Origin of the sequence: Actinoplanes sp. CA-252034, assembly GCF_050956125.1 — a bacterium.
Lineage (GTDB): Bacteria > Actinomycetota > Actinomycetes > Mycobacteriales > Micromonosporaceae > Actinoplanes.
Window position 1 is genome coordinate 731,828 of the sequence record NZ_CP191846.1, and the last position, 24,702, is coordinate 756,529.

22 protein-coding genes are annotated in these 24,702 nt (G+C 69.6%); 16 read left to right on the forward strand and 6 right to left on the reverse strand.

The window, feature by feature from the left end:
* Position 1 precedes the first annotated feature (1 nt).
* Positions 2–403 (reverse strand): DUF5319 domain-containing protein, encoded by a 402-nt coding sequence (locus tag ACQPZW_RS03485; protein WP_433793385.1) that lies wholly within the window; start codon positions 401–403, stop codon positions 2–4.
* A 120-nt stretch (positions 404–523) separates the two neighbouring features.
* On the opposite strand from ACQPZW_RS03485, the gene guaB reads away from it, so the two are divergent.
* From guaB to ACQPZW_RS03505, 4 genes are all read left to right on the forward strand, one after another.
* Positions 524–2,011, forward strand: a complete 1,488-nt coding sequence (gene guaB / locus ACQPZW_RS03490; RefSeq protein ID WP_433793386.1) for an IMP dehydrogenase — start codon at positions 524–526, stop codon at positions 2,009–2,011.
* Positions 2,012–2,039: 28 nt separating this feature from the next.
* Positions 2,040–3,158, forward strand: coding sequence for a GuaB3 family IMP dehydrogenase-related protein (locus ACQPZW_RS03495; protein ID WP_433793387.1), 1,119 nt, complete (start codon positions 2,040–2,042; stop codon positions 3,156–3,158).
* Positions 3,159–3,264: 106 nt separating this feature from the next.
* The gene (locus ACQPZW_RS03500; protein ID WP_433793388.1) at positions 3,265–3,645 is read left to right on the forward strand and encodes a hypothetical protein; all 381 of its coding nucleotides are present in this window, start codon (positions 3,265–3,267) and stop codon (positions 3,643–3,645) included.
* Positions 3,642–4,181, forward strand: a complete 540-nt coding sequence (locus ACQPZW_RS03505) for a hypothetical protein (RefSeq protein WP_433793389.1) — start codon at positions 3,642–3,644, stop codon at positions 4,179–4,181. The genes ACQPZW_RS03500 and ACQPZW_RS03505 overlap by 4 nt, the downstream gene beginning before the upstream one ends.
* 164 nt (positions 4,182–4,345) lie before the next feature.
* Here the strand turns inward: ACQPZW_RS03505 and ACQPZW_RS03510 are convergent, their stop codons facing one another.
* Positions 4,346–5,737: a M1 family metallopeptidase gene (locus tag ACQPZW_RS03510; RefSeq protein WP_433793390.1), complete on the reverse strand. Its 1,392-nt coding sequence runs from the start codon at positions 5,735–5,737 to the stop codon at positions 4,346–4,348.
* Positions 5,738–5,756: 19 nt separating this feature from the next.
* Positions 5,757–6,851, reverse strand: coding sequence for an LCP family protein (locus ACQPZW_RS03515; RefSeq protein ID WP_433793391.1), 1,095 nt, complete (start codon positions 6,849–6,851; stop codon positions 5,757–5,759).
* Between the two features lie 131 nt (positions 6,852–6,982).
* Between ACQPZW_RS03515 and ACQPZW_RS03520 the strand changes: the two genes are divergently transcribed.
* From ACQPZW_RS03520 to ACQPZW_RS03540, 5 genes are all read left to right on the forward strand, one after another.
* A complete protein-coding gene (locus tag ACQPZW_RS03520) occupies positions 6,983–8,812 on the forward strand; it encodes a S8 family serine peptidase (RefSeq protein ID WP_433793392.1) in 1,830 nt (609 codons plus the stop codon).
* Positions 8,813–8,849: 37 nt separating this feature from the next.
* Positions 8,850–10,397 (forward strand): glutamine-hydrolyzing GMP synthase, encoded by a 1,548-nt coding sequence (guaA, locus tag ACQPZW_RS03525; RefSeq protein WP_433793393.1) that lies wholly within the window; start codon positions 8,850–8,852, stop codon positions 10,395–10,397.
* A gap of 131 nt (positions 10,398–10,528) precedes the next feature.
* The gene (locus ACQPZW_RS03530) at positions 10,529–11,476 is read left to right on the forward strand and encodes an NUDIX hydrolase (protein WP_433793394.1); all 948 of its coding nucleotides are present in this window, start codon (positions 10,529–10,531) and stop codon (positions 11,474–11,476) included.
* A gap of 5 nt (positions 11,477–11,481) precedes the next feature.
* Complete coding sequence (locus ACQPZW_RS03535) at positions 11,482–12,375, forward strand: NUDIX hydrolase (protein ID WP_433793395.1); 894 nt, start codon at positions 11,482–11,484, stop codon at positions 12,373–12,375.
* 264 nt (positions 12,376–12,639) lie between these two features.
* Positions 12,640–13,533: a CDP-alcohol phosphatidyltransferase family protein gene (locus ACQPZW_RS03540; RefSeq protein ID WP_433797408.1), complete on the forward strand. Its 894-nt coding sequence runs from the start codon at positions 12,640–12,642 to the stop codon at positions 13,531–13,533.
* A 244-nt stretch (positions 13,534–13,777) separates the two neighbouring features.
* On the opposite strand, the gene ACQPZW_RS03545 is transcribed toward ACQPZW_RS03540, so the two are convergent.
* The 3 genes from ACQPZW_RS03545 to ACQPZW_RS03555 are packed head-to-tail and all read right to left on the reverse strand — an operon-like array spanning position 13,778 to position 16,775.
* On the reverse strand, positions 13,778–15,025 hold the full coding sequence (locus ACQPZW_RS03545; RefSeq protein ID WP_433793396.1) for a phosphatidylserine decarboxylase: 1,248 nt from the start codon (positions 15,023–15,025) through the stop codon (positions 13,778–13,780).
* A 59-nt stretch (positions 15,026–15,084) separates the two neighbouring features.
* Complete coding sequence (locus ACQPZW_RS03550; protein ID WP_433793397.1) at positions 15,085–15,429, reverse strand: hypothetical protein; 345 nt, start codon at positions 15,427–15,429, stop codon at positions 15,085–15,087.
* Positions 15,426–16,775 (reverse strand): PspC domain-containing protein, encoded by a 1,350-nt coding sequence (locus ACQPZW_RS03555; protein ID WP_433793398.1) that lies wholly within the window; start codon positions 16,773–16,775, stop codon positions 15,426–15,428. Before ACQPZW_RS03555 ends, ACQPZW_RS03550 begins: the two co-directional genes overlap by 4 nt.
* A 189-nt stretch (positions 16,776–16,964) precedes the next feature.
* Between ACQPZW_RS03555 and ACQPZW_RS03560 the strand changes: the two genes are divergently transcribed.
* The 7 genes from ACQPZW_RS03560 to ACQPZW_RS03590 all read left to right on the forward strand — a co-directional run bounded on the left by ACQPZW_RS03560 (position 16,965) and on the right by ACQPZW_RS03590 (position 24,661).
* Positions 16,965–18,167: a PspC domain-containing protein gene (locus ACQPZW_RS03560; RefSeq protein WP_433797410.1), complete on the forward strand. Its 1,203-nt coding sequence runs from the start codon at positions 16,965–16,967 to the stop codon at positions 18,165–18,167.
* Positions 18,164–18,832: a response regulator gene (locus ACQPZW_RS03565; RefSeq protein ID WP_433793399.1), complete on the forward strand. Its 669-nt coding sequence runs from the start codon at positions 18,164–18,166 to the stop codon at positions 18,830–18,832. The genes ACQPZW_RS03560 and ACQPZW_RS03565 overlap by 4 nt, the downstream gene beginning before the upstream one ends.
* A gap of 243 nt (positions 18,833–19,075) precedes the next feature.
* Positions 19,076–20,710 carry a peptide ABC transporter substrate-binding protein gene (locus tag ACQPZW_RS03570; RefSeq protein ID WP_433793400.1) on the forward strand — a complete coding sequence of 545 codons (1,635 nt, stop codon included), beginning with the start codon at positions 19,076–19,078 and terminating at the stop codon, positions 20,708–20,710.
* A gap of 129 nt (positions 20,711–20,839) precedes the next feature.
* Complete coding sequence (locus ACQPZW_RS03575) at positions 20,840–21,766, forward strand: ABC transporter permease (RefSeq protein ID WP_433793401.1); 927 nt, start codon at positions 20,840–20,842, stop codon at positions 21,764–21,766.
* Positions 21,759–22,649 (forward strand): ABC transporter permease, encoded by an 891-nt coding sequence (locus tag ACQPZW_RS03580; protein ID WP_433793402.1) that lies wholly within the window; start codon positions 21,759–21,761, stop codon positions 22,647–22,649. Before ACQPZW_RS03575 ends, ACQPZW_RS03580 begins: the two co-directional genes overlap by 8 nt.
* Positions 22,650–22,662: 13 nt before the next feature.
* Positions 22,663–23,694: an ABC transporter ATP-binding protein gene (locus tag ACQPZW_RS03585; RefSeq protein WP_433793403.1), complete on the forward strand. Its 1,032-nt coding sequence runs from the start codon at positions 22,663–22,665 to the stop codon at positions 23,692–23,694.
* On the forward strand, positions 23,687–24,661 hold the full coding sequence (locus tag ACQPZW_RS03590) for an ABC transporter ATP-binding protein (RefSeq protein ID WP_433793404.1): 975 nt from the start codon (positions 23,687–23,689) through the stop codon (positions 24,659–24,661). The genes ACQPZW_RS03585 and ACQPZW_RS03590 overlap by 8 nt, the downstream gene beginning before the upstream one ends.
* The last annotated feature ends 41 nt before the right edge of the window (positions 24,662–24,702 follow it).

Below are 24,702 nucleotides of genomic sequence, written 5' to 3' on the forward strand. Positions count from 1 at the left end.
ACTAGGAGGGCTCGTCGTCTGAGCCTTCGGTCAGGGTGTCGTGTACGCCGTCGGCGTAGCCCCTTGCGTACTCCCACGTCACGTAGTGGTCGGGGTCGGGGTCGTAGGCCGGCTCGTGGACTCGTGGGCGGCCGCTGCTCAGCAGGTGGCGCAGGTTGCCCCGCAGCAGGTCCCAGTCGAAGTAGTGCGGCTCGTGACAGTCCTCGCACTCGATCACCAGTCCGCGGATGCCCGTCGGACTGAGCAGCGCCTGATAGATCTCCAGGTCGGAGAGGTCCTCCAGGACATCCTGCCGCTCGTCCTCGGTCAGCGGTTCGGACTCGGCGTCCTCGTTGAGGTCGTCGAGACCGGCGGCCGGGTCGGTCGGGTCGCCGTTGAACGGGTCGATGGGCTCATCTTGCACCCCCATACCGTACTCACCTCTCGAGCGTGTGTGCTGGCCCGCACGTTCTGTCCGCCGCCCGGGTGCCACGCCCGGGATGGGTAGGATGATGAACTCCGCCTCTTCTCTAGGGAATGATCTGTGGAAACTGACAGCGCTCGTACCGTTCCTCTCGGCCTCACGTTCGACGATGTGCTGCTGCAGCCAGGCGAGTCGGACGTGGTGCCCAGCCGGGTCAACACGGTCACGCGCCTGACCCGTAACGTCGAGCTCACGATCCCGCTGCTCTCCGCGGCGATGGACACCGTGACCGAGGCGCGCATGGCCATCGCCATGGCGCGTGAGGGTGGCATCGGCGTGCTGCACCGCAATCTCTCCGCGGAGGACCAGGCGGCCCAGGTCGACCTGGTGAAGCGGTCCGAGTCCGGCATGATCACCAACCCGATCACGTGCAGCCCCGACGACACGCTCGGCCAGGTCGACGCCCTCTGTGCGAAATACCGCATCTCGGGCGTCCCGGTCGTCGACGGCGAGACCCGCCTGGTCGGCATAGTGACCAACCGTGACATGCGGTTCGTCAGCGACCCGACCACCAAGGTCCGCGACGTGATGACCAAGTCGCCGCTGTTCACCGCCCCGGTCGGGGTGAGCAAGGACGACGCGCTCGACCTGCTGCGCCGCCACAAGGTGGAGAAGCTGCCGCTCGTCGACGAGCAGGGCCGGCTGCGCGGGCTGATCACCGTGAAGGACTTCACCAAGTCCGAGCAGTTCCCGAACGCGACGAAGGACGACCAGGGCCGGCTGCGGGTGGCCGCGGCGGTCGGGGTCGGCGACGACTCGTACAAGCGGGCCCGCGGCCTGATCGACGCCGGCGTCGACGTGATCATCGTGGACACCTCGCACGGTCACCAGCGCCAGGTGCTCGACATGATCGCCCGCCTGAAGAAGGACACCGTCACCGACATCGTCGGCGGCAACGTGGCGACCTACGCGGGCGCCAAGGCGATGGTCGAGGCCGGCGCCGACGCGGTGAAGGTCGGTGTGGGGCCGGGCGCGATCTGCACCACCCGCATCGTCGCGGGCGTGGGCGTGCCCCAGATCACGGCGATCATGGAGGCGGCCCGGGCCTGCAAGCCGGCCGGCGTTCCGGTCATCGGCGACGGGGGTATTCAGTACAGCGGCGACATCGCCAAGGCTCTGGTCGCCGGGGCCAACGCGGTGATGCTCGGTGGTCTGCTGGCCGGCTCCGAGGAGAGCCCCGGCGAGCTGATCTTCGTGAACGGCAAGCAGTTCAAGTCGTACCGGGGGATGGGCTCGCTCGGCGCCATGCAGTCCCGTGGCCAGGCCAAGTCGTACTCCAAGGACCGCTACTTCCAGCACGACGTGCCGGAGGAGAAGCTGGTTCCGGAGGGCGTCGAGGGCCAGGTGCCCTACCGCGGTCCGCTGTCCCGCGTGGTCGGCCAGCTGGTCGGCGGGGTCCGGCTCGCCATGGGCTACGCCGGCGCCGAGACGATCACCGATCTGCAGGAGCGCGGTCAGCTCATCCGGATCACGGCGGCCGGTCTCAAGGAGAGCCACCCGCACGACATCCAGATGACCGTCGAAGCCCCCAACTATCACTCGCGGTAACCTCCGCCCCCTTAATAAGGAACAGGCCATGCGTGACGTCGTGGAGATCGGCCTCGGTAAGACCGCGCAGCGCGGCTACCACCTGGACGACATCGCCATCGTTCCGAGCCGTCGCACCCGCGACGTGGAAGACGTGTCGACCGAGTGGAAGCTCGACGCGTACCCCTTCAAGATCCCCTGCGTCGCGCACCCGTCGGACGCCACTCAGAGCCCCGACTCGGTGATCGCCCTGGGCCGCCTCGGCGGTCTGGGCGTGCTCAACGCCGAGGGTCTCTGGACCCGGTACGAGAATCCCACCAAGATCCTGGAGGAGCTGGCCTCGCTCGACGAGGACGCCGACGCCACCCGGCGCCTGCAGGAGGTCTACGCCGAGCCGATCAAGCCGGAGCTGATCGCCGAGCGGGTCCGCGAGATCCGCGCGTCCGGCGTCACCACGGCGGTCCGGGTGTCGCCGCAGCACACTCTGGCGCTCGCTCCGGTGGTGCTGGATGCGGGCGTCGACCTGCTGGTCATCCAGGGCACCCTGGTGTCGGCCGAGCACGTGTCCACGACGGACGAGCCGCTCAACCTCAAGGAGTTCATCGCCGACCTCGACCTGCCGGTCATCGTCGGCGGCTGCACCGACTACAAGACGGCGCTGCACCTGATGCGGACCGGTGCTGCCGGTGTCATCGTCGGGGTCGGCGCCGACGAGTGGTCCACGACCGACACCGTCCTCGGCATCCGGGTGCCGATGGCCACCGCGATCGCCGACGCCGCAGCCGCCCGCCGTGACTACCTGGACGAGACCGGTGGCCGCTACGTGCACCTGATCGCCGACGGCGGCATCGCCACCAGCGGCGACATCGCCAAGGCGATCGGTTGCGGCGCCGACGCGGTCATGCTCGGCGAGCCGCTCTCGCTGGCCGAGGGCGCCCCGGCCGGCGGCGCGTGGTGGCACTCGGCGGCGTCGCACCCGGCTCTGCCGCGCGGCGGTTTCTGCATCGCCGGCGAGCCCGACGGCACTCTGGAGGAGGTGCTGTACGGCCCGGCCAACAGCGCCAACGGTCAGCTGAACCTCTTCGGCGGCTTGAAGCGGGCGATGGCCAAGTGCGGTTACCGCGACGTCAAGGAGTTCCAGAAGGTCTCCCTGGTCCTCGACCGGTAGGCACCTGAGCAGCACACGCAACGGCGGGCCCGCGGGCCCGCCGTTGCGTCGTTGCGGGCGCGGCCGGGTATCGGTGACGCCGCATGCCCTGGCTACCATCGCCGCCATGATCCAAGACATCGCGGGGATGCTGGTCGGTCAGGACTTCGGGGCATGGTCGCGTGCCGACATCGAGCGGATCGCCGGTGCCGTCGGCTGGTCCGTCCAGGACGATGAGTACAACCTCGTCATCGAGACCGGCGGCCCCGTCCGCGCGCGCTCCACGAAGATCGGCTACGGCCAGGACGACTTCGGCTTCGGCGAGCAGGTCGACCTCCAGGTCACCGAGACGTGCGCCGCCGGCGATCTGGCAGCGGTGCACGCGGCCACGCTGACCGCGGTGGTCTCCGTGCTCGGGCCCCGGCCATGGTCGGCGGACCCGACGCGTGGGCGTTCTGGCGGGTTCCGCGGGTCCGGGTCGAGCGCAGCCCGCGGACCTCCTCGGTGACCCTGCGGGTCGAGCCGGCCGAGCCGACCGAGGCCGAGGAGTGCAGCAACGCCGAGTGGAGCCCGGACTGGCAGCCCGAACACCTCTGGAACGCCGAACCGGACGTGGGCGGCGACGCCGGTAGGTCGCTGCTGGGCATGATGATCTACGAGGCCCGGCCGGCGGAGACCTGGGACGAGTTCGAGAAGAGCATGCGTGACCTGCTCGTCTCGTTCGGCGCGGACCTCCCGGCGCTGCTCGACTACGTGCCGCATGTGCTCTGTCAGGTCACCCCGGAGACCGGTGAGCACGAGTTGTCCGTGTGGGCCAACGCGAGCGGCATCCACGCCGACGTCATCACGTTCAACACGACCGACTCGACCGAGACGTCGACGATGCCGCTGGAACCCGGGAGCGGTGCGCTCGCCGCGGACTTCGTCATGGAGGTCGTCCGGGGCTGGGGTCTCGACTCACCGGCGCGGTTGCGGTGTCGTTCCTACAGCCCGGCCCCGGTGCGGCTGAGCGCACGGTCGGGGTTCCGCGTCCCCGACGCCTGAGATCTGCCGCCGGCCCGGTGTGCCGAGCGGGCTGGCGCGCCGGGGGAGCCGGGGCACCGGGGGAGTCACCCGGAAAACCGCATCGGCCCGGCGGTCGCGGTGCGGTCCTGCACCGGGACCGCGTCGCGGGGACAGGCTCGGGGCCCTGCGTGGCCGTACCGGAATCAGGGGTTGGGGGGTTGGGTCTTCGCGGTGAGCCACGCATCGAAGAAGGTGCTCAGGTCGCGGCCCGCCGCGGTGGAGGCGGCCTTGACGAACTGGTCCGTGGTGACGTTGCCGTCGCGGTGCTCGGCGGTCCACGTCTTGACCAGCTTGAAGAAGGCATCGTCGCCGAGGGTCTTGCGGAGCGCGTGGACGGTCATGCCGCCACGCTGGTAGACGGCGTTGCTGAAGAGGCGGCGCGGGGTCGGGTCGCCGGGTGTCTCGGCCCAGTTGAAGCTCGCGTAACGCCGGTCGAAGATCTGTTGCGCGGTCTGCTCGCCGCTGTGCTCGGACCAGAGCCACTCGGCGTAGGTCGCGAAGCCCTCGTTGAGCCAGATGTCCTGCCAGCGGGCGAGGGCCACGCTGTCGCCGAACCACTGGTGGCCGAGCTCGTGCGCGACGACGCCGGTGTTCTCGCCGGTGAGGAAGAACGTGTTGCCGTAGACCGGGCGGGACTGCGTCTCCAGCGCGTAGCGGATCTGCTCCTCGTCGACGACGACCCCGCCGTTGGCGCCGAACGGGTACGGCCCGAACCGCGTCTCCAGGAAGTCGGTGATCTCGCCGGTGCGGGCCAGCGACTTCGCGGCCGCGCCGTCCGCCGGCAGCGACTCGGGGACCGCGATGATCATCGGGCGCCCGGCGTGGGTGCTCTCGGTGATCCGGTACTGCCCGATCACGACGGTGGCGAGATAGCTGGCCATCGGTGACGCCTCGGTCCAGCGCCAGGTGGTCAGGCCGTTCGCGGTGTCCTTCGGGCCGGGCACGCCGTTGGCGATGACCTCGACCCCGTCCGGCACGGTCATCGCGAGCCGGAACGTCGCCTTGTCCGACGGGTGGTCGTTGACCGGGAACCAGGTGCTCGCCGACTCCGGCTGGCCCAGCGCGACCGCGCCTTTGCCGCCGTCGCGGAGCCATCCACTGGTGCCGAGCGTGTCGTTCTCGGTGGGTGCGGGCGTGCCGGCGTAGGCGATGACCACGGTGAACCCGCGGCCGTCCGGGATGCCGGCGGCCGGGGTGACCACCAGCTCGGAGCCGTCGGCGGACGACCTCGCGGCGACGCCGTCCACGGTGACCTCGGTGGCGTCGAGCCCGGCCAGGTCGAGGTTGAAGCGGGACAGGTCCTGCGTGGCCGTGGCCGTGATGGTGGCCGTGCCCTCGAGGCGGCCGGCCGACGGGTCGTAGCGCAGCGACAGATCGTAGCCGCCGACGTCGTAGCCGCCGTTGCCGTACTTCGGGAAATACGGGTCGCCGGCCCCGTCGGCTCCGGCGCTGAAGACCGGGCTCGGCGCCGGGTCGGGTGTGGCCGACGAGCAACCCGCCACCAGCAGGACCAGTCCGACCGCCCAAACCCTCATGTCATCGAGGGTACGTCCACTACTTGTCGACCAGTTTGGGGTGTCCTGCGAGGTATTGACGATGATTGCCCTTGGCGATGGCTTTGATGAACCCTCGTCCCTCGTCCTTGAGCTGCTCACCGAGGTATCCGCCGCCGCTGCCGACGCCCTCCCCCGGCAGGTCGACCGTGGTGATCTTGTCGGGCGTGAGGTCACGGAGCGCGTAGGCGTACTCGAACGGGGTACGCCCGCCCACGTAGACGAGCGACGTCCCGAGCGCGTCGATCACCGGGCGGAGCCTCGTCGGGTCGCTCAGTCCCTGCGTCAGGGCTTTGGCCAGGATCGCTTCGACCATCTGTCGCTGGTGGCGCTGCCGGTCGTAGTCGCCGTTGGGCAGCCCGTACCGCTGCCGTGCGTAGTCGATCGCCTGCCAGCCGACCAGGCGCCGCACACCGGGCTGGTAGGTGGCCTGTGGTCCGATGTAGTCGCCGCCGGAGAGGGTCCGCATCGAACCGTCCGGTTTGCGGTGCCGCGACTTCACCTTCTGGTCGATCTTCATGTCGATGCCGCCGAGCTGGTCGACCAGTTTGTCCAGACCGCCGAAATTCAGGATGGCGCCGCCCTGGAAGGTCTTGATCCCGGTGTAAGCGCTGAGAGCTCTCGTGAGCAACTCGTAACCCTGCTCGACGCTTTTCTTGTCGGACCCCGGAATGCGGGAGCCACGGCTCATCGCCTCGGTGATCTTGTGTTTTCCGCCGCCGAACCCGGACTTCCGGTACGCCGGAATGTCCACTCGCAGGTCCCGGGGCAGCGAATACAGATATGCGGACTTCAGATCCGCCTCCACATGCAACAGCATGATCGTGTCGGCGTGCGGCTCCCAGTCGGGGATGCTCACCCGGGTGTCGACGCCGATCAGCACCAGGTCGAGCGGCCCCTTGATGTCGGCACCGGGCGACGGCGCGGGTGACGCGCTCGGGGTGATGCTCACGAGCGGGGCGGCGCTGCTCGATGTGACCGGCGCGGCGGCCGGCCCGGACGAGCGCCGGCTGACCGCGATGGCGACGCCGACTCCGGCGATCAGGGCCAATGCGACGCCGGCCACGATCGACCAGGTGATCTTGCTGTTCCGCATAGCCGGAACAGTAAATGACAGCGCGGTAACGCTCAATGCCGTGGGCTATTGCGATATTCAAGATCACCGGTACGCTGGCTCGGCGATTCGCCGGTCCGCGGCGAACCGCCCACGGGGAGGCATGTCCAAGAATGAATTCCACTCGACGGCGGATCATCACAGGTCTCGCCGCCGTCACCGCTCTGACCGCCGGAGTGATCCTGGCTCCGGTCGCCGGCGCGGCGGTGACCGGTTCCGTCCAAGGTCTTCCGACCCGTCTGCTGGTCGGCCTGCGTGCCGGTGTCCCGGCCGAGGTCACCCTGCCCAGCCTGCAGCGGCTCGGTCTGCCGACGGCCGACGGTGACAGCACCGCACGCCGCCTGCTCGGCGAGATCGGGGCCAAGGCGATCGTGGTTCCGAACGGCCGCCTCTCGGCCGTGACCGCCGCCCTCAAAGCCGACCCGAACGTCGAGTACGTCCAGGTCGACCCGCAGGTCGAGAAGTCCGACGTGACCACGAACGACCCCTGGATCACACAGAAGCGCCAGCCCGAGCTGGCGCAGATGAACGTGCCGGCCGCGTGGGAGACCACGACCGGGTCGGCGATCACGGTCGCGGTCGTGGACACCGGCGTCAACACCTACGGCGACCTGGCCGGAAAGGTGCTGGCCGGATACGACTTCCACAACAACGACAGCAGCACCTGGGACGACGAGGGCCACGGCACGATGGTCGCCTCGCTGATCGCCGCGACGCCGAACAACGGCAAGGGCATGGCCGGGGTCTGCGCCCAGTGCCGGATCCTGCCGGTGAAGGTGCTCGGCAAGTCCGGCCTCGGCTACCACTCGGACATCGCCAAGGGCATCATCTACGCCGCCCAGAAGGGCGCGAAGATCATCAACCTGTCGCTCGGCGGCACCGCCACCTCGGCGGTCCTCAAGGACGCGGTGGCCTACGCCAACGGCAAGGGCGCCCTGGTGGTCGCGGCGGCCGGCAACGAGGACACCGACGTGCGGAGCTATCCGGCGGCGTACGCGGACGTGCTCGCCGTGGGCGCGACCGACACCCGTACCGGCGGCACGGCCCGCACGTGGTTCTCCAACTACGGCAGCTGGGTGGACGTCGCAGCCCCCGGCATCACCGCGGCCATGAAGTCCGACGGCGTGTACTGCTGGGACAGCCGGCAGTCGTGCTGGGTCAAGAAGTACGACCCGAGGACCGGAAAACTGGTCTACGACGACTACGCGGTGCAGGGCACGTCGTTCTCGGCCCCGCTGGTCTCCGGGGTGGCCGCGCTGGTCGCGTCCCAGCGCCCGAACTACTCGGGTGGGTCGCTGCGTTACGCGATCATCAGTTCGGCGCGCAAGGACAACAGCTGGACCCAGTACGGCACCGTCGACGCGGCGGCCGCGCTGACCCGGGGCACCGACGGCACGCCGCCGGCCGCCACCGGTCTCGCCCCGGCGGCGAACGCCAAGGTGCGCGGCAACGTGGCGATCACCCCGACCGGCCTGACCGACGACTGGTTCGGCGTCCGGAACGTCAACCTCTACGTCGACGGCAAATGGCACAGCTGGGACTACACCGCCCCGTTCGCCCCGGTCCTCAAGACGGGCACCCGCAACGGCGCGGTCAAGGTCCAGCTGCTGGTCTACGACAAGGCGGGGAACCACGTCTGGCTCCCGGCCCGGTGGTACACCGCCGACAACCTCGCGCCCAGCGCATCGATCACCAAGGCCCCGGCCAACAAGGCCAAGGTCAAGGGCACGGTCAAGGTGTACGCGAAGGCGGCCGACCGCTCCGGGATCAGCAAGGTCCAGCTGATCGTGAACGGGAAGGTCGTGGCGACCGACACCACGGCGGGCTACGTGCTCAGCTTCAAGGTGGCGAGCCAGAAGAAGACGATGAAGGTCAGGATCAGGGCGTACGACAAGGCGGGCAACGTGAAGTACACGACGATCCGCACGTACTACCGGGCCTGACGCGTTCGGGGTGCTCACTCGCCGATAAACTCGCCGGGTGAGTACCCCGCGTCCCGTTCTCGTCGTCGACTTCGGCGCCCAGTACGCTCAGTTGATCGCCCGCCGGGTCCGCGAGGCCCGTGTCTACTCCGAGATCGTCCCGCACTCGATGCCGGTGGCCGAGATGCTGGCGAAGAATCCCGCCGCGATCATCCTCTCCGGCGGCCCCTCCAGTGTCTACGAGCCGGGCGCGCCCACGCTCGACGCCGGACTGTTCGACAGCGATGTGCCGGTCTTCGGCATCTGCTACGGCTTCCAGGCGATGGCCCAGGCGCTCGGCGGCACGGTGGCCCACACCGGCTCCAGGGAGTATGGGCGGACCCTGCTGGAGACCCGTGGCGGCACCCTGCTCCGTGAGCTTCCCGCCGACCTCCCGGTCTGGATGAGCCACGGCGACAGCGTCTCGGTCGCGCCGTCGGGTTTCGAGGTCACCGCCTCCACCCCGGGCGCCCCGGTCGCCGCCTTCGAGGACCTCACCTCCAAGCGGGCCGGTGTGCAGTTCCACCCCGAGGTGGCGCACACCGAGCAAGGCCAGGAGATGCTGAAGCGGTTCCTCTACGACATCGCCGGCATCGAGCCCACCTGGACGCCCGGCAACATCATCGAGGACCAGATCGCCCTCATCCGCTCCGTCGTGGGCGACAAGCAGGTGCTCTGCGCCCTCTCCGGCGGTGTCGACTCGGCGGTCGCCGCGGCCCTGGTGCAGAAGGCGATCGGTGACCAGCTCACCTGCGTCTTCGTCGACCACGGTCTGCTGCGGTCGGGCGAGGCCGAGCAGGTGGAGAAGGACTACGTCGCGGTGACCGGCGTCCGGCTCGTCGTCAAGAGCGTCGAAGAGCAGTTCCTGGGTCATCTGTCCGGTGTCACCGACCCGGAGCAGAAGCGCAAGATCATCGGCCGGGAGTTCATCCGCACCTTCGAGGCGGCCGCCCGTGAGCTCGACGCCGAGCGGCACATCGAGTTCCTCGTGCAGGGCACCCTCTACCCCGACGTGGTGGAGTCCGGTGGCGGCACCGGCACGGCCAACATCAAATCGCACCACAACGTCGGCGGCCTTCCCGACGACCTGCAGTTCTCACTGATCGAGCCGCTGCGCACCCTGTTCAAGGACGAGGTGCGGGCGATCGGCAAGGAGCTGGGCCTGCCCGACGAGATCGTGCAGCGGCAGCCGTTCCCCGGGCCGGGTCTCGCGATCCGGATCATCGGCGCGGTGGACCGGGAGCGGCTGGACATTCTTCGTCAAGCCGACCTGATCGCCCGCGAGGAGCTCACCGCGGCCGGCCTCGACCGCAGTGTCTGGCAGTTCCCGGTGGTGCTGCTGGCCGACGTGCGCAGCGTCGGCGTGCAGGGTGACGGCCGGACCTACGGGCACCCGGTGGTGCTGCGGCCGGTCTCCTCCGAGGATGCGATGACCGCGGACTGGTCGCGCCTGCCGTACGACCTGATCGCCAAGATCTCGAACCGGATCACCAACGAGGTCCGCGAGATCAACAGGGTCGTGCTGGACGTCACGAGCAAGCCTCCGGGCACCATCGAGTGGGAGTGACGGTCAGTAGTGGATCAATCGCCCAGGGCGGCGTAACCCGCCCTGAGCTGCGATTACTCACCGCTATCCCACTGTCAGGAATTTGACAGAAGTTCTTGAGAGGTAACAAATCGCGGGCAGAATTGCGGCCCGTGACCCCCGCACTCGAACCGCTCCGCCGGATCGCCGCCTACGCCGTCGCCCGCGACGGCGAAGGCCGCGTGCTCCTGGTCCGGGCATCGTCCAGATCCGGCACCCCCGGAGTCTGGTCGCTGCCCGGTGGCGCCGTCGACCACGGCGAAGACCCCAACCACACCGTCGTCCGCGAGACCGCGGCGGAGACCGGGCTCTCCGTCGCCGTCACGGGGCTGCACGACGTGCTTGCCGACATGCGCTCGATACCGCACCGCGGCGTCACCATCCACACCGACCGGCTGGTGTACTCGGTGTCGGTGCGCGGCGGCAATCTCATCGACCGGGTCGGCCACAACACCGACCTGGCCCGCTGGCACACCCTCGAAGAGGCGGAGAGACTCAAGCTGCGGCCGTTCACCGCGGCCGCGCTCGGGCTCTCCGCCGACGCCGGTGACCTGCGGCCCGAGGAGGCGCCGGTCTTTCCGTCCTTCTACGCCTACGAGGGACCGGACGGCCTGCACCGGGCTCAGCGCTTCGCCGCCTACGCGATCGCCACCGACCCGTTCGACAATCTCCTGCTCACCCGGATCTCCGACGGCTACCCGGGCGCCGGCTGCTGGCACCTGCCCGGCGGTGGCACCGACTACGGCGAGCAGCCCGGCGCCGCCCTGATCCGCGAGCTCGTCGAGGAGACCGGTCAGGAGGGCCGCCTCGTCGAGCTGCTCGGCGTGGCCAGCCACCGCGACGCCGCCTCACTCGGCCCCGAGGGCTACCCGATCGATTGGCACGGTGTGCGCGCCTTCTACCGGGTCGTCGTGGACAAGCCGACCGAGGTCACCATCCACGACGTCGGCGGATCCACCTCCGAGGCGCGATGGATGCCGCTCACCGAGGTCGCGGCGCTCGGCCCCGACCAGCTCACCGAGGTGACGGCCGATGCTCTGCGGGCGGCGAAGCTAATCTAGAGCGGGTGAAGATCAATAGACGGGCGGCGGCGTACGGGGTGAGCCGCTCCGGCGACGGCGGTGTCCTGCTCACCCGCGGATCGGACCTGTCCGCGTTCCCCGGTGTGTGGTCGCTGCCCGGCGGCGGCATCGACCACGGCGAGCACCCGGATGACGCGGTCGTCCGGGAGTTCGCCGAGGAGACCGGGCTGGCCGTCCGGATCACCGGGGTGCGGACCGTCCTCGCCGACCTGGCCCGTCTGCCGGACGGCACGATCGAGCACACCGACCGCATCGTCTACGACGTGGCGGTCACCGGCGGCGAGCTGACCCCCGAGACGGCCGGCACCAGCGACCTCGTCGCCCGGGTCGCGCCGGCCGACGTGGCGGACCTCCCCCTGCTGCCCTTCACGGCCGGGGTGCTCGGTGTGCCCTTCGAGCCCGTCGACCTCACGGATGAGACCTTCGGCACGCCCGAGCCGACCGGCCGGGTGCAGCGCTTCGGGGCGTACGCCCTGGCCACCGACCCGGCCGGGCGGATCCTGTTGACCCGGATCGCCGACGGATACCCCGGTGGCGGACACTGGCACCTGGCCGGCGGCGGCACCGACTTCGGCGAGACCCCGGAGCGCGCCCTCGCCCGCGAGCTGTATGAGGAGACGTCCCAGCGGGGCCGGATCACCGGACTGGTCGGCGTCTCCCACCGATATGACCCGGCCGCGCTCGGACCCGAAGGAGTGCCCCTCGACTGGCACGTGATCCGGGTCGTCTACCAGGTCACGGTGCCCGAGCCGACCGTCGCCGCGGTCACCGAGGCGGCCGGTGGATCGACCGCTGAGGCCGCCTGGTTCACGCCTGATCAGGCCCGCAACCTGCCCCTCACCGAGCTGACCCGGGATGTGCTGGGCCGGACGGGCTAAAATCAAATCCAGAAGGTTGAGGACGTGTCCGTCGGTCCGCTCGGGGAATGAATCCGTCAGGGCTCACGGTTGAACCACTGGATTGTTCGCCCTCTCGCCAAGCCCGTCCGGCTGTGCGATGGTGTAACCCGCAATTTCGCCGGGCTCGCGAGTCCCCGGCGGAACAACCGAACTCCATGGAGGAAGCACGTGCCGAGTTCCCCTTGGCGCCGGCGTCGATCGACGGATAGTCCTCGTCCCGCCGGGCGTCGTTGGGCAGGCCGGCTGCGCCGGGGCGGATCTCTCGCCCGGCAGGCCCTGTTGGTTCGGGTGGGCCGCCGCTCTGCCGATACCGGGCGGGCCGCGACCGCGACCCGGGCCGAGGTGCTGCACATCGGTTCCGAGCCGGTGCGGACTCTGACGATTCCCGCGCCGGGGGTTCCCTTGGATGTTTCCGTCGCCGAGCCAGACCCGGCGCCGGCTTCCATTCCCCTGCTGCCCGGTGAGCGCACCATGTCCCGCCGTGCGAGCTTCGCGCTCGTCAACGCCTGCACTCTGGCCAGCCTGGGCCTCGGCCTGCTGGCGATCTTCCTGGCCATGGACGGTCACGTCCAGATCGCCGCGGCCTGCCTGGTCGCCTGTGTGATCTTCGACGGCCTGGACGGTGCGCTCGCCCGTAAGCTCGGCGTCGCCAGCCCGTTCGGCGCCCAGATGGACTCGCTCGCCGACATGTGCTCGTTCGGCCTCGCCGCGCCCGTCGTGGTCTACGCCTCCCTGGCCGACCAGGTGCCGCAGGCAGCCGCCGCGATCGCCACCGCCCTGGTCGCCGGGTGCGCCGCGATCCGCCTGGCCCGGTTCAACGTCTCGCCCAAGGACGGCCGGTTCTTCTGCGGCGTCCCCACGACGATGGCCGCCGCGGTCCTCGCCCTCACCGTGCTGATCGGCCTGCCGCTGCCCGGCATGGTCCAGCTCGCCGGTGTGACCCTGCTCGCCTTCGCGATGGTGTCCAGCTTCCCGTATGCGAAGCTTGCCCGCCTCCTGAAGCTGCCGCCGTGGCTGTTCCTGCTGCCGATCGTCGGCGCGCTGGTCGAGCCCCGGCTGACGTTCGTCCTGATCGTCGCGGCCTACCTGGTCAGCGGCCCGATCCTCTGGATGCGCACCCGCCACACCGCCGTCTGACCCTCGACACCGCAGAGGCCGTCCTTCCTACCGGGGAGACGGCCTTTCGCGTCTCCCCGGAGACCAGCCCGAACGGCGTCCCCGTCCCCGGACGGGTTCACGGGTGGCCCGGTGGGTGTGGGGGCGGCGGCCCTGAGACAGTGCGGCGGCCGTGGGGTGGCCCGGTGGGTGTGGGGCGGCGGCGCTGAGACAGTGCGGCGGCCGTGGGGTGGCCACGGCCGCCTTACCGCGTCTTACCAGATGGTCAACTGGTGAAGCGGGCGATCACGGTCGAGCCTCCGACGACGCGCTCGCCGACGCTGACCAGCGATTCCGCCCGGTCGGCGGGCAGGTAGACGTCGGTGCGGGAGCCGAAGCGGATCAGCCCGTAGCGCTCGCCCTTGGCAAGAAGCGTGCCGACCGGCGCCCGCTGCACGATGCGCCGCGCGATCAGACCGGTCCGCTGGGCGATCGCCACCGTGCCGTGCTCGGTGTCCAGCACCGTGTAGGCCGCCACATTGTGCTCGGCGGCCGCGGTCGCGGCGTTGGCGTAGCCGCCCTCCTCGACGAAGTAGTCGGCGACCCGGCCGGCCACCGGCGCACGGTTGACGTGCACGTCGAAGACGGACAGGAAGACCGCGATCCGCAGGAACTCGCCCGGCCCGAAACGCTCGTCGCGCATCCGCTCGACGGAGAGGACCTTGCCGTCGGCGGCGGAGATCACGGCGGCCGGGTCGCCGGGCACATCCCGCTCGGGGTCACGGAAGAACGCCGCGACCGGGGCGGCGAGAAGTGCCGGAACCAGCCACAGCTTCGACTGCGGCCGGACCCGGCGGGCCAGCACGGCCAGGCCGAGGGTGATGCCGGCCGCGGCCACGCCGTTGGAGTCGATGTGCATCGTGCGGGTCAGCGGCACACTGGACGTCCGGAACGCGGGGGCCAGAGTCGCGGCGCCGGACACCTCGGCCGGGCTGAACCGCAGCTTGTGCACGCGCAGCGGAGGCTGGTTACGGACGACCAGGTCGGAGCCGACACCGAAGAGCGCCCCCTGCCGGAACAGCTCGGCGGCGGCACCCTGGGTGCGGCCCGGGCCGGCCGGCGCGGCCACGGAGAGGACGGCGCCGTCGGACAGGTATTTCCCGAGCCGGTCGATCAGGGTGCGGGCTTCCTCGGCGGTGCCGGTCAGCGGCTCCCCGACGATCACCACGTCGGCGGGCTGGGCCTCGTCGAGGGACTCCACGACTTTCACCCGGTCGGCGACCCAGCTGCCGAGGCCGGTGATGTGGCCACGGAGCAGGTCGGTGCTGCTGTTGGCGCCGGGAACGAGGGTGAGGGCGTCGCCCGGGAGCAGCGCCTCGACGGCTGCGGCCACCACGGCCGAGGAGTGGTCGGCGCCGACCAGCAGAGCGGACGTGGCCGCGTTCTGCCGGGCGAACTCGGCGGTCAGGGCTCGGGCGGCCCGGTCACCCACGCCGGGGACGGGCGCCACGGAAACAGTCGGAAACGCGGTCATCACGCGAGCATATTGCCCCGCCCACGGGTAGTCGTCCCGTGGGCGGGGTCGCGGGCGTCTCATTCCTGATGGGGACGCTCGCCGGTCTCGTGGTCCCGGGCGAATCTGTCGGCCGGGTCGTCGAGCAGCTCGCGCACGATCGAGGCGTGCACCTCGGGCGGCAGGTCGCCCGGCGTCTCGACCGTCGCGGCGGCCGGGACCGGGACGGGCGGCGGCTCCCGGCGCCCGGAGCGGATCGCCCCGAGCAGGCCGACCACCCCGAAGAAGATGAGCCCGCCGGCCACGATCCAGCCGACCGCCGGCAGCTCCAGGCTGACCACCTGGGAGACCGCCCACCAGAGCGCCACCAGTAGGAAGATCAGGCCGAAGGTCAGCGACACCCCGTCCATCCGGTGCGGCTTCATCGGATCACCTCCACGTTTCCGGCCTCGAGACGGATGTCGAGGTTGAGCGTGCCACCGCCGGCGCCGTCCGACCCGAGGTCGGTGGTCTGGCGGTACGAGCTGTCGGCGAACTCCTCGGTGAACAGGACCAGCCGCCCGCCCTCGACACCGGCCTCGACGGTCGCGTCGACCTTCGCCGGCAGCAGAACCTTGAGCTGGCCGAGCTTCATGTCGATCGCGGTGTTCTGCGTCTGGCCGGTGAAGTCGATCTGGCGCAGGTCCAGGGTGACGTTGCCGGCGTTGAACTCGTACGTGTCGGCGACCTCGGCCAGGGTGGCCGGCCGGTAGACGCTGGGGGTCCATTCGCGGCCGAATCGCTCCAGCCCGGACGAGACGCCCAGGGCGAAGCTCAGCACCACGGCGAGCGCGATCAGGCCGCGGGCCCGGCCGAACCAGGCGCCGACGATCAGGCCGAGCGCGGTGGTCGCCAGCGCCGCCGCGAAGTAGGCGGAGATGTCCACGTCCACGCCGCTCATGTCGAGCGCGCCGATCAGGCCGCTCACCATGATGACGGCGAAGAAGGTCAGCCGGCCGAGGATCGACCGCTCCTTCGGCGGTTTCGGCGGCTTGGGCGGTGCCGGCGGCGCGGGCGGCGGCGGGGTGGGCCCGGCGAACGGGCCGTGCGGCGCGAACGGCGGCCGGAAGCCTCCGGTCGGCGGCGGGGGCGGAGGTGTGTACGCCGGGGGAGTGGTCATCGATTCGTCGGCCGGTGAGGCCGTGGGCGCCGCCACGAACGCCACCGTCGGCTCCTCGGCGTGCGGCGGCGGCGCGGTCGGTGGGGCCCCGGGCGGTGCGGTGGCCGGAAACGAGGGCGCGCCGCTTCTCTTGATCAGCAGGAACGCGCCCAGGATCACGGCGGCGGCGAGCATGCCGGCCCGGACGCCGTCGTTGACGATGAACGCGAACGTGATCAGGGCGGCGCCGCCGAGCAGCACCACCGAGAGCGGCTGCATGCCCGACCGGCCCTTGCCGAGCAGCGACTCGACCGGCGAGGCGGTGTCACCCTCGGACGGCATGATCAGCCAGCCGATCAGGTAGAGCAGGACGCCGCTGCCGCCGAGGACGGCCAGGACGGCGAGAAGCACCCGCCAGAGCACCGGATCGGTGTTGGTCGCCCGGGCCACGGCGCCGCAGACGCCGGCCACGTATCGGCCCTGCCGCGGGCGGACCAGCTGCTGACGGGCCCAGACGGCGGAGGCCGTGGAGACCCAGGGCGGCACGTTGGAGCCGGGCGGGAATCCGCCGGGCTGGTCGGAAGGCGCCTGGTCACCCTTCTTGGGACCGGCACCGGACGGTTCGTCGTTCATGTTCTCGATCCTGCTCGGTCCGTCACCCCAGTCGCTTCCGGCGCCGACCCTGAGGCCACCCTGAGATATCCGCGGCCGGTACGGGGGATGTTCCCCGTGGTCCAGCCTTGCGCCACGTGTGACGATCGGAGGGTGAGTACCGCTGCCGCACCACCGCCGCGCCGGCTTTACCGGCCGCGCGACCAGCGCATCGTCGCCGGGGTCGCCGCCGGGCTGGCGCGCCACCTCGGCTTGCCGGTGCTGGCCGTCCGCATCACGCTCGTCGTCCTGCTCGGCTTCAACGCGCTGGGCCTGCTGCTCTACGCCGCCTACTGGGCGGTGCTGCCGCAGGAGGCCCGCGGCGAGGAGGAGCGGCCCCGCCGTGACCTGGGCGCGCTGATGCCGTTCGCGGCGATCGGCCTGGGTGTGATCCTGTTGCAGGCCCAGCTCTTCGAGGACCAGGTGGCCACCACGGCGGGCTGGATGATCGCGGTGATCGCGGTCGGCGCCGGCGTGATCTGGCACCAGTCCGACCCGAGCCGCCGTGACGCGCAGTCGGAGAATCTCGCGTCGACCCCGTGGTTCACCGCGATGGTGTCGGAGACCGACCGGCGCTCGTTCGTCGTCCGCTTCATCGGCGGCGGCATCCTGGTCGCCGTCGGGATCATCGGTGTGGTCGCGGTCTACTCCCCGACCGACTCGTTCTCCGCCGTCTTCAACGGTGTGATCTTCGCCTTCGTCGGCCTGCTCGGGGTCGGTGTGGTGGTCGCCCCGCTGGTCTGGCGCACCTTCGGCCAGCTGCGCGCGGAGCGTGAGGGGCGCATCCGTGAGCAGGAGCGGGCCGAGCTGGCCGCCATGATCCATGACCAGGTGCTGCACACGCTCGCCCTGATCCAGCGCAACTCCACCGACATCAAGGAGGTGCAGCGCCTGGCCCGCGGGCAGGAGCGCAGCCTCCGCAACTGGCTCTACCGGCCGACCGGCTCGCCGACCGAGCGGTTCGCCGCGGCGCTGGAGCAGGCCGCGGCCGAGGTGGAGGACACCTACGCGATCACGGTGGAGACCGTCGTGGTCGGTGACACGCAGTGCGACGAGAGAGTGGGGGCTCTGGTCGCGGCGGGGCGTGAGGCGCTCGTCAACGCGGCCCGGCACGCCGGCGTGCAGACGGTTTCGCTCTACGCCGAGGTGGAGGAGGATGAGTTGAGCGTCTTCGTCCGGGATCGAGGCACCGGCTTCGATCCCGGCGGCGTGGCGGACACCCGGCACGGGGTGCGGGGGTCGATCATCGGGCGCATGCAGCGTCACGGTGGGCGGGCCGAGATCCGCAGCGCCCCCGGAGACGGTACGGAGGTGCGGCTGATGCTTCCCGTGTCGCGGGAGAGTGTGACCGCTGGTAAGGAGTCTGTGCGATGACCGAGCCCGTGACCGAGCCGGAAGCCCGTCGGCTCAATGTCTTCCTGGTCGACGACCACGCGATGTTCCGCGCCGGCGTGCGCGCCGAGCTGGGCGTGCACGTCGACGTGGTGGGCGAGGCGAGCACGGTGAGCGAGGCGATCAGCCGGATCGCCGCGGTGCAGCCGGACGTGGTCCTGCTCGACGTGCACATGCCGGACGGCGGGGGCCGGGCGGTGCTGGAGTCGGTGCGCCGTTCCCACCCGCAGGTCAAGTTCCTGGCCCTCTCGGTCTCCGACGCCGCCGAGGATGTGATCGGTCTCATCCGGGCCGGCGCGCGGGGCTATGTGACGAAGACGATCTCGCCGGACGAGCTGGCCGCGGCGGTGCGCCGGGTGGCCGACGGCGACGCCGTGTTCAGCCCCCGGCTGGCCGGTTTCGTGCTGGACGCGTTCGCCTCCCGGGCCGACGTTCCGGTGGCCGACCCCGAGCTGGACCAGCTCACCAACCGCGAGCGTGAGGTCCTGCGGCTGCTCGCGCGGGGGTATGCCTACAAGGAGATCGCCAAGGAGCTGTTCATCTCCATCAAGACGGTCGAGACACACGTTTCTAACGTTCTGCGTAAATTGCAGATGAGTAACCGTTACGAACTGTCACGATGGGCAGCCGATCGGCGTCTGGTCTGACCCTTCCGGGCAGGTTTCTTGGTGGTTTTTCATATAGGCTGCGCTCCGTGCTGCACCAGAAGCCGCATGGAGTTATCCCTGTTCAGGGCGAGTAAACCCGCCTAAACGGTCGCTCATGAGGCTTTCTGCGGACGTAGACGCCTAATATCGGCTTGGTAACGGCGCTCCGGGTTTTGATGCCTCTGTGTCACAGTGGCTGCTACTCACACACCCCTCGTGAGCGCCCCTGAAGGAGGCTCTCCCATGCTTGGGAAACGCCCGTGGAAGATGGCGGCCGTAGCGGCCGCCATCTCCCTGTTGGTCGCCGGTTGTGGCAGTGGTGATTCGGAGGATCCGACAGCCGCCGCCAACACGGTCGTGATCGGCATCTCCGAGCCGCAACACCTTCTTCCCACCAACGCCACCGACAGCAGCAGCGCACAGGTCCTCAACTCCCTCTTCTACCCGTTGGTGAGCTTCGACGCGGAGAAGAAGCCGGTCGAGGTCGCGGCCGAGAAGATCACGGTGTCGAAGAACAACCGGGTCTGGACCATCGCGCTCAAGCCGGGCTTCACCTTCCACAACGGCGAGCCGGTCACCGCGGAGAACTACATCGACGCGTGGAACTACGGCGCCTACAAGCCCAACGCCCAGCAGGGTGGCTACTTCTTCGAGCGCATCGAGGGGTATACCGACCTCAACCCGCTCGACCCCGACGGCGCCGGCCCGGAGAAGGCCCCGAAGCCGGCGACCAACAAGATGTCCGGGCTGAAGAAGATCGACGACCTGACCTTCAGCGTGACCCTGTCGGCGCCGTTCGCGAGCTTCAAGTCGGTGATCGCCTACTCGGTCTTCTTCCCGCTCCCCAAGGCGGCGTTCTCCGCCGACGGCGTGATCGCCAAGGGGTTCGAGGACAAGCTGATCGGCAACGGCCCCTTCAAGATCAAGGGCAGCTGGGAGCACGACGACAAGATCGTCGTGGAGAAGTACGCCGACTTCAAGGGCGTGGTCCCGAAGATCGACGGCGTGACGTGGAAGATCTACGGGGACCAGATGGCCGCGTACGCCGACCTGGTCAGCAACAACCTCGACGTGCAGACCACGATCCCGACGGACGCGCTGCCCAACGCGCCGGCCGACCTCGGTGAGCGGTTCCAGAAGAGCGAGAACTCGGTCTTCGAGTTCATCGGGTTCCCGACCTTCCTCCCGCAGTACAAGAACGCCGACGTCCGCAAGGCGATCTCGATGTCGATCAACCGGGAGGAGATCGCATCGCAGATCTTCCTCGGTTCCCGGACGGCCGCGAAGTCGTTCGTCTCGCCGGTGGTCAGCGGCTACCGCGAGAACAGCTGCGGTGAGCCGTGCGAGTACAACCCGACGAAGGCCCGTGACCTGTACCGGCAGGCGGGTGGTCCGAAGGAAATCAAGATCACCTACAACGTCGACGGCGGCCACAAGTCGTGGGTCGACGCGACCTGCAACCAGATCCGTGCGTCGCTGCAGGTCAACTGCATCGGCGAGCAGGAGCCCAAGTTCGCCGTCATGCAGGAGAAGCTGCAGAAGAAGCAGGACATCGGCCTGATCCGCCTCGGCTGGATCATGGACTACCCGCTGATGGAGAACTACCTCAACCCGCTGTACGGCACCAACGGCGGCTCGAACTACTACGGCTGGTCCAGCACCGCGTTCGACACGCTGGTCAAGCAGGGCTCGGCGGCGGCGACCCCGGAGGCTTCGATCAAGAAGTGGCAGGCCGCCGAGGACATCCTTGCCGCGGAGATGCCGGTCATCCCGCTGCGGTACGGCCAGAACGTCTACGGCTACTCCGAGCGGGTGGCGAACGTCGAGGTCGACCTGTTCAGCAGGGTGAATCTGTACGAGATCGAAACGCTCGCCTGATCTGACCGACTGCACATTGGTGGCGTCACGGAGCGTATGCGACCGTGACGCCACTACTGTGTGACCCGACCTTTCCCGTCGCCCGGCTCACGAGGCCGGCGCCCCCTCCGCGGAAGAAGTCCAATCCGTATGTTCCGCTACATCGTGCGGCGCCTACTGCAGATGATCCTGACGTTCTTCGGGGCCACCTTCGTGGTATTCGCGCTGATGTTCGCCAACCAGGACGACCCCATCCAGGCCCTGGCAGGCGAGAAACCGGTCAGTGACTCGCTGCGAGAAGCGCTCACTGAGCGTTACCACCTCGATGAGGGTCTTCTCAGTCAGTACTGGTACTACATGAGCAACCTGCTCACCGGTGATCTCGGTGAGTCGATCACCGGCCGGGAGATCGGCGCCGTGCTCAAGGACTCCTGGCCGGTGACCGTGCAGTTGGCGCTGATGGCGCTCGTGCTCGCGGCCGGGCTGGCGCTCGTCGCCGGTGTCGTGTCGGCGATCCGCCGCGGCGGCCTCTTCGACAACGGTGTGCTCGCCTTCACTCTCCTGCTCCTGGCCATGCCGATCGTCGTGCTCGCCCCGGTCGCCCAGTTGATCTTCGGTATGGAGCTGGGCTGGTTCCCGGCGACGGCGTCGCGCAACGCCTCGTTCTACGCGCTGCTGCTGCCGGCCATCGTGCTCGCCACCACGGTGGTGGCCACCCAGCTCCGGGTCACCCGGAGCTCGGTCGCCGAGAACCTGCGCGCCGACTACGTGCGGACCGCCCGTGCCAAGGGCCTGGCCCCGCGCCGTGTCGTCTGGGTGCACGTGCTGCGCAACTCGTTGATCCCCTTCATCACCCTGATCGGTGTCGACCTCGGTGTGCTCATGTCCGGCGCTCTCGTCACCGAGGACGTCTTCAACATCCCGGGCGTCGGCTCCAAGCTCGCCCAGGGCATCCGCAACGAGGACGGGCCGATGGTGGTTGGCTTCGTCAGCGTGCTGGTGATCGTCTTCCTGGTCATGAACCTCGTCGTCGACCTGCTCTACGCCGCCCTCGACCCCAGGATCCGCTATGAGTGACCCGACCGCGCTCACCATGGCCGACAGCCGGCCGCGCAGCCTCGCCGGCGACGCGTGGGAGGATCTGCGCCGCAACAAGATCTTCTGGGCCTCGGCGGTCCTGGCCCTGCTGATCCTGCTGATGGCGCTCTTCCCTTCGCTGTTCACGTCAGCCGACCCCACCGACTGCACACTGTCGAGGCAGCACGCCGGCCCGTCCGGTGGCGCGCTGCTCGGTTTCGACTTCCAGGGCTGTGACGTCTTCGCCCGTACCGTGCACGGCGCCGGCAACTCGATCCGGGTCGGACTGCTCTCCACCCTGCTGGCCGGCCTGATCGGATTGTCCTTCGGGATGGCCGCCGGCTACTTCGGCGGCGTGATCGACGCCGTCCTGTCCCGCGGTATCGACATCGTGCTCGGCATCCCGTTCCTGCTCGGCGCGGTCGTCTTCTCCGGCCGTCTCTCCGGCCCGGGTGACGACGGCGTGACCGCGGTGACTCTCACGCTCGGCCTGCTGACCTGGACCTCGGCCGCCCGGGTGATGCGCTCCTCGGTGGTCGCGGCGAAGAACCAGGACTACGTGGCCGCGGCCCGGATGCTCGGCGCGAGCCCGGCCCGGCTGATGTTCCGGCACATCCTGCCGAACGCGATCGCCCCTTTCATCGTGGTGATGGCCCTGCTGCTGGGCGCCAACATCGCGGCCGAGGCGACACTGTCGTACCTCAACGTGGGGTTGAAGGGCGACGCGATCAGCTGGGGGCAGCAGATCTCCGAGGCGCGCAAACACGCCCGGGTCGCGGCCGGCCCGCTGGTCTGGCCGTCCGTCTTCCTCGCCGCCACCGTGCTGGCCTTCATCATGCTGGGCGACGCCATCCGCGACGCCTTCGACCCGAAGCTGCGGTGAGAAGGGTGAACCCGTGACCGACATCAAGGCGCAGCTGGACGTCCTACCCGGACTGGACCCGCGCGCACCCCTGCTCCAGGTGAACGACCTGCATGTCGAGTTCCGCACCCGGGACGGCGTGGCCAAGGCAGTGAACGGGGCGAGCTTCTGGCTGAATCCCGGCGAGACCCTGGCGATCCTGGGCGAGTCGGGTTGCGGCAAGTCGGTGACCGCTCAGGCGATCATGGGCATCCTGGAGACCCCGCCCGGGCACGTCACCCGCGGCGAGGTCCGCTACCGCGGCGTCGACCTGCTGAAGCTGCGGGAGGAGGAGCGCCGGCGGGTCCGCGCCAACCGGATCGCCATGATCTTCCAGGACGCCCTGTCCGCTCTGAACCCGGTCTACACGGTCGGCTTCCAGCTCGCCGAGCCGTTCCGGGCGCACCGTGGCATGTCGCGGGCGGACGCCAGGCGCCGGGCGATCGAACTGCTCGACCAGGTCCGCATCCCGGACGCGAAGGCACGGGTCAACGACTACCCGCACCAGTTCTCCGGCGGTATGCGGCAGCGCGTCATGATCGCCATGGCGCTGGCCCTCGACCCCGAGGTGCTGATCGCCGACGAGCCGACCACGGCTCTCGACGTCACTGTGCAGGCGCAGATCATGGGCCTGCTCGCCGAGCTCCAGCGGGACCGCAACATGGGCCTCATCCTGATCACTCACGACATGGGTGTGGTGGCGGACGTGGCCGACCGCATCTCGGTGATGTACGCGGGCCGGATCGTCGAGGAGGCGCCGGTCTACGACATCTACGCGCGGCCCGGCCACCCGTACACGCGGGCGCTGCTCGAGTCGATTCCCCGGCTCGACCTGAAAGGACAGCAGCTCACCACCATCCGGGGCCTGCCGCCGGCGCTGACCGCCATCCCCGCCGGGTGCGCGTTCAACCCGCGCTGTGGTTACGCCAAGGAGCCGTGCCGGCAGGATCCGGCGCCACCGGCGTACGCGATCGCGCCCCGCCGCACCGCCCGCTGCCACTTCTTCCGGGAGGTCCTCGGTGAGTGACGTCGTCCTCGAGACCAGGAGCCTGGTCAAGCACTTCAAGGGGGAGATCCGGGCCGTCGACGGGGTGGACCTGCAACTGCGCCGTGGCGAGACCCTCGGCGTGGTCGGCGAGTCCGGCTGCGGCAAGTCGACCCTGGCCAAGCTGCTGGTCGGGCTGGAGAAGCCGACCTCCGGGGCGGTCGCGGTGCGCGGCCAGGACATGACCAGGCTCAAGGGCGGTGACCTGCGCCGGGCCCGCCGCAACATCCAGATGGTGTTGCAGGACCCCTACACCTCACTGAACCCGCGAATGACGGTCGGCGACATCGTCGGTGAGCCGTTCGAGATCCACTCCGACGTGGTGGCGAAGGGCAAGCGGCAGCAGGCCGTGCAGGACCTGCTCGACACGGTCGGCCTCAATCCCGACCACATCAACCGCTACCCGCACCAGTTCTCCGGCGGACAGCGACAGCGCATCGGCATCGCCCGGGCGCTGGCCCTCAAGCCGGAGATCATCGTCTGCGACGAGCCGGTGTCGGCGCTCGACGTGTCCATCCAGGCTCAGGTGATCAACCTGCTGGAGCGGCTGCAGGACGACTTCGGGCTGTCCTACATCTTCATCGCCCACGACCTGTCCGTGGTCCGGCACATCGCCGACCGGGTCGCCGTCATGTACCTCGGCAAGATCGTCGAGCAGGGCCACGACGTCGCCATCTACGACCAGCCGACTCACCCGTACACCCAGGCTCTGCTCTCGGCCGTGCCCGTGCCGGATCCGAGCCTGCGTGGCCACCGCCGGCAGATCGTCCTGGAGGGCGACGTCCCGTCGCCGGCGAACCCGCCGTCCGGATGCCGCTTCCGGACCCGGTGCTGGAAGGCGCAGCAGGTCTGTTCCGAGCAGGAGCCGCTGCTGCAGATCAGGGAACGGTCGCCGCATCCGAGCGCCTGTCACTTTGCGGAGATCAGCAGTCCACTTCGGGCGCGCTGAACAGGCTTTTCGCCGAGATTCTCAGGCCGGGAGATCAACGA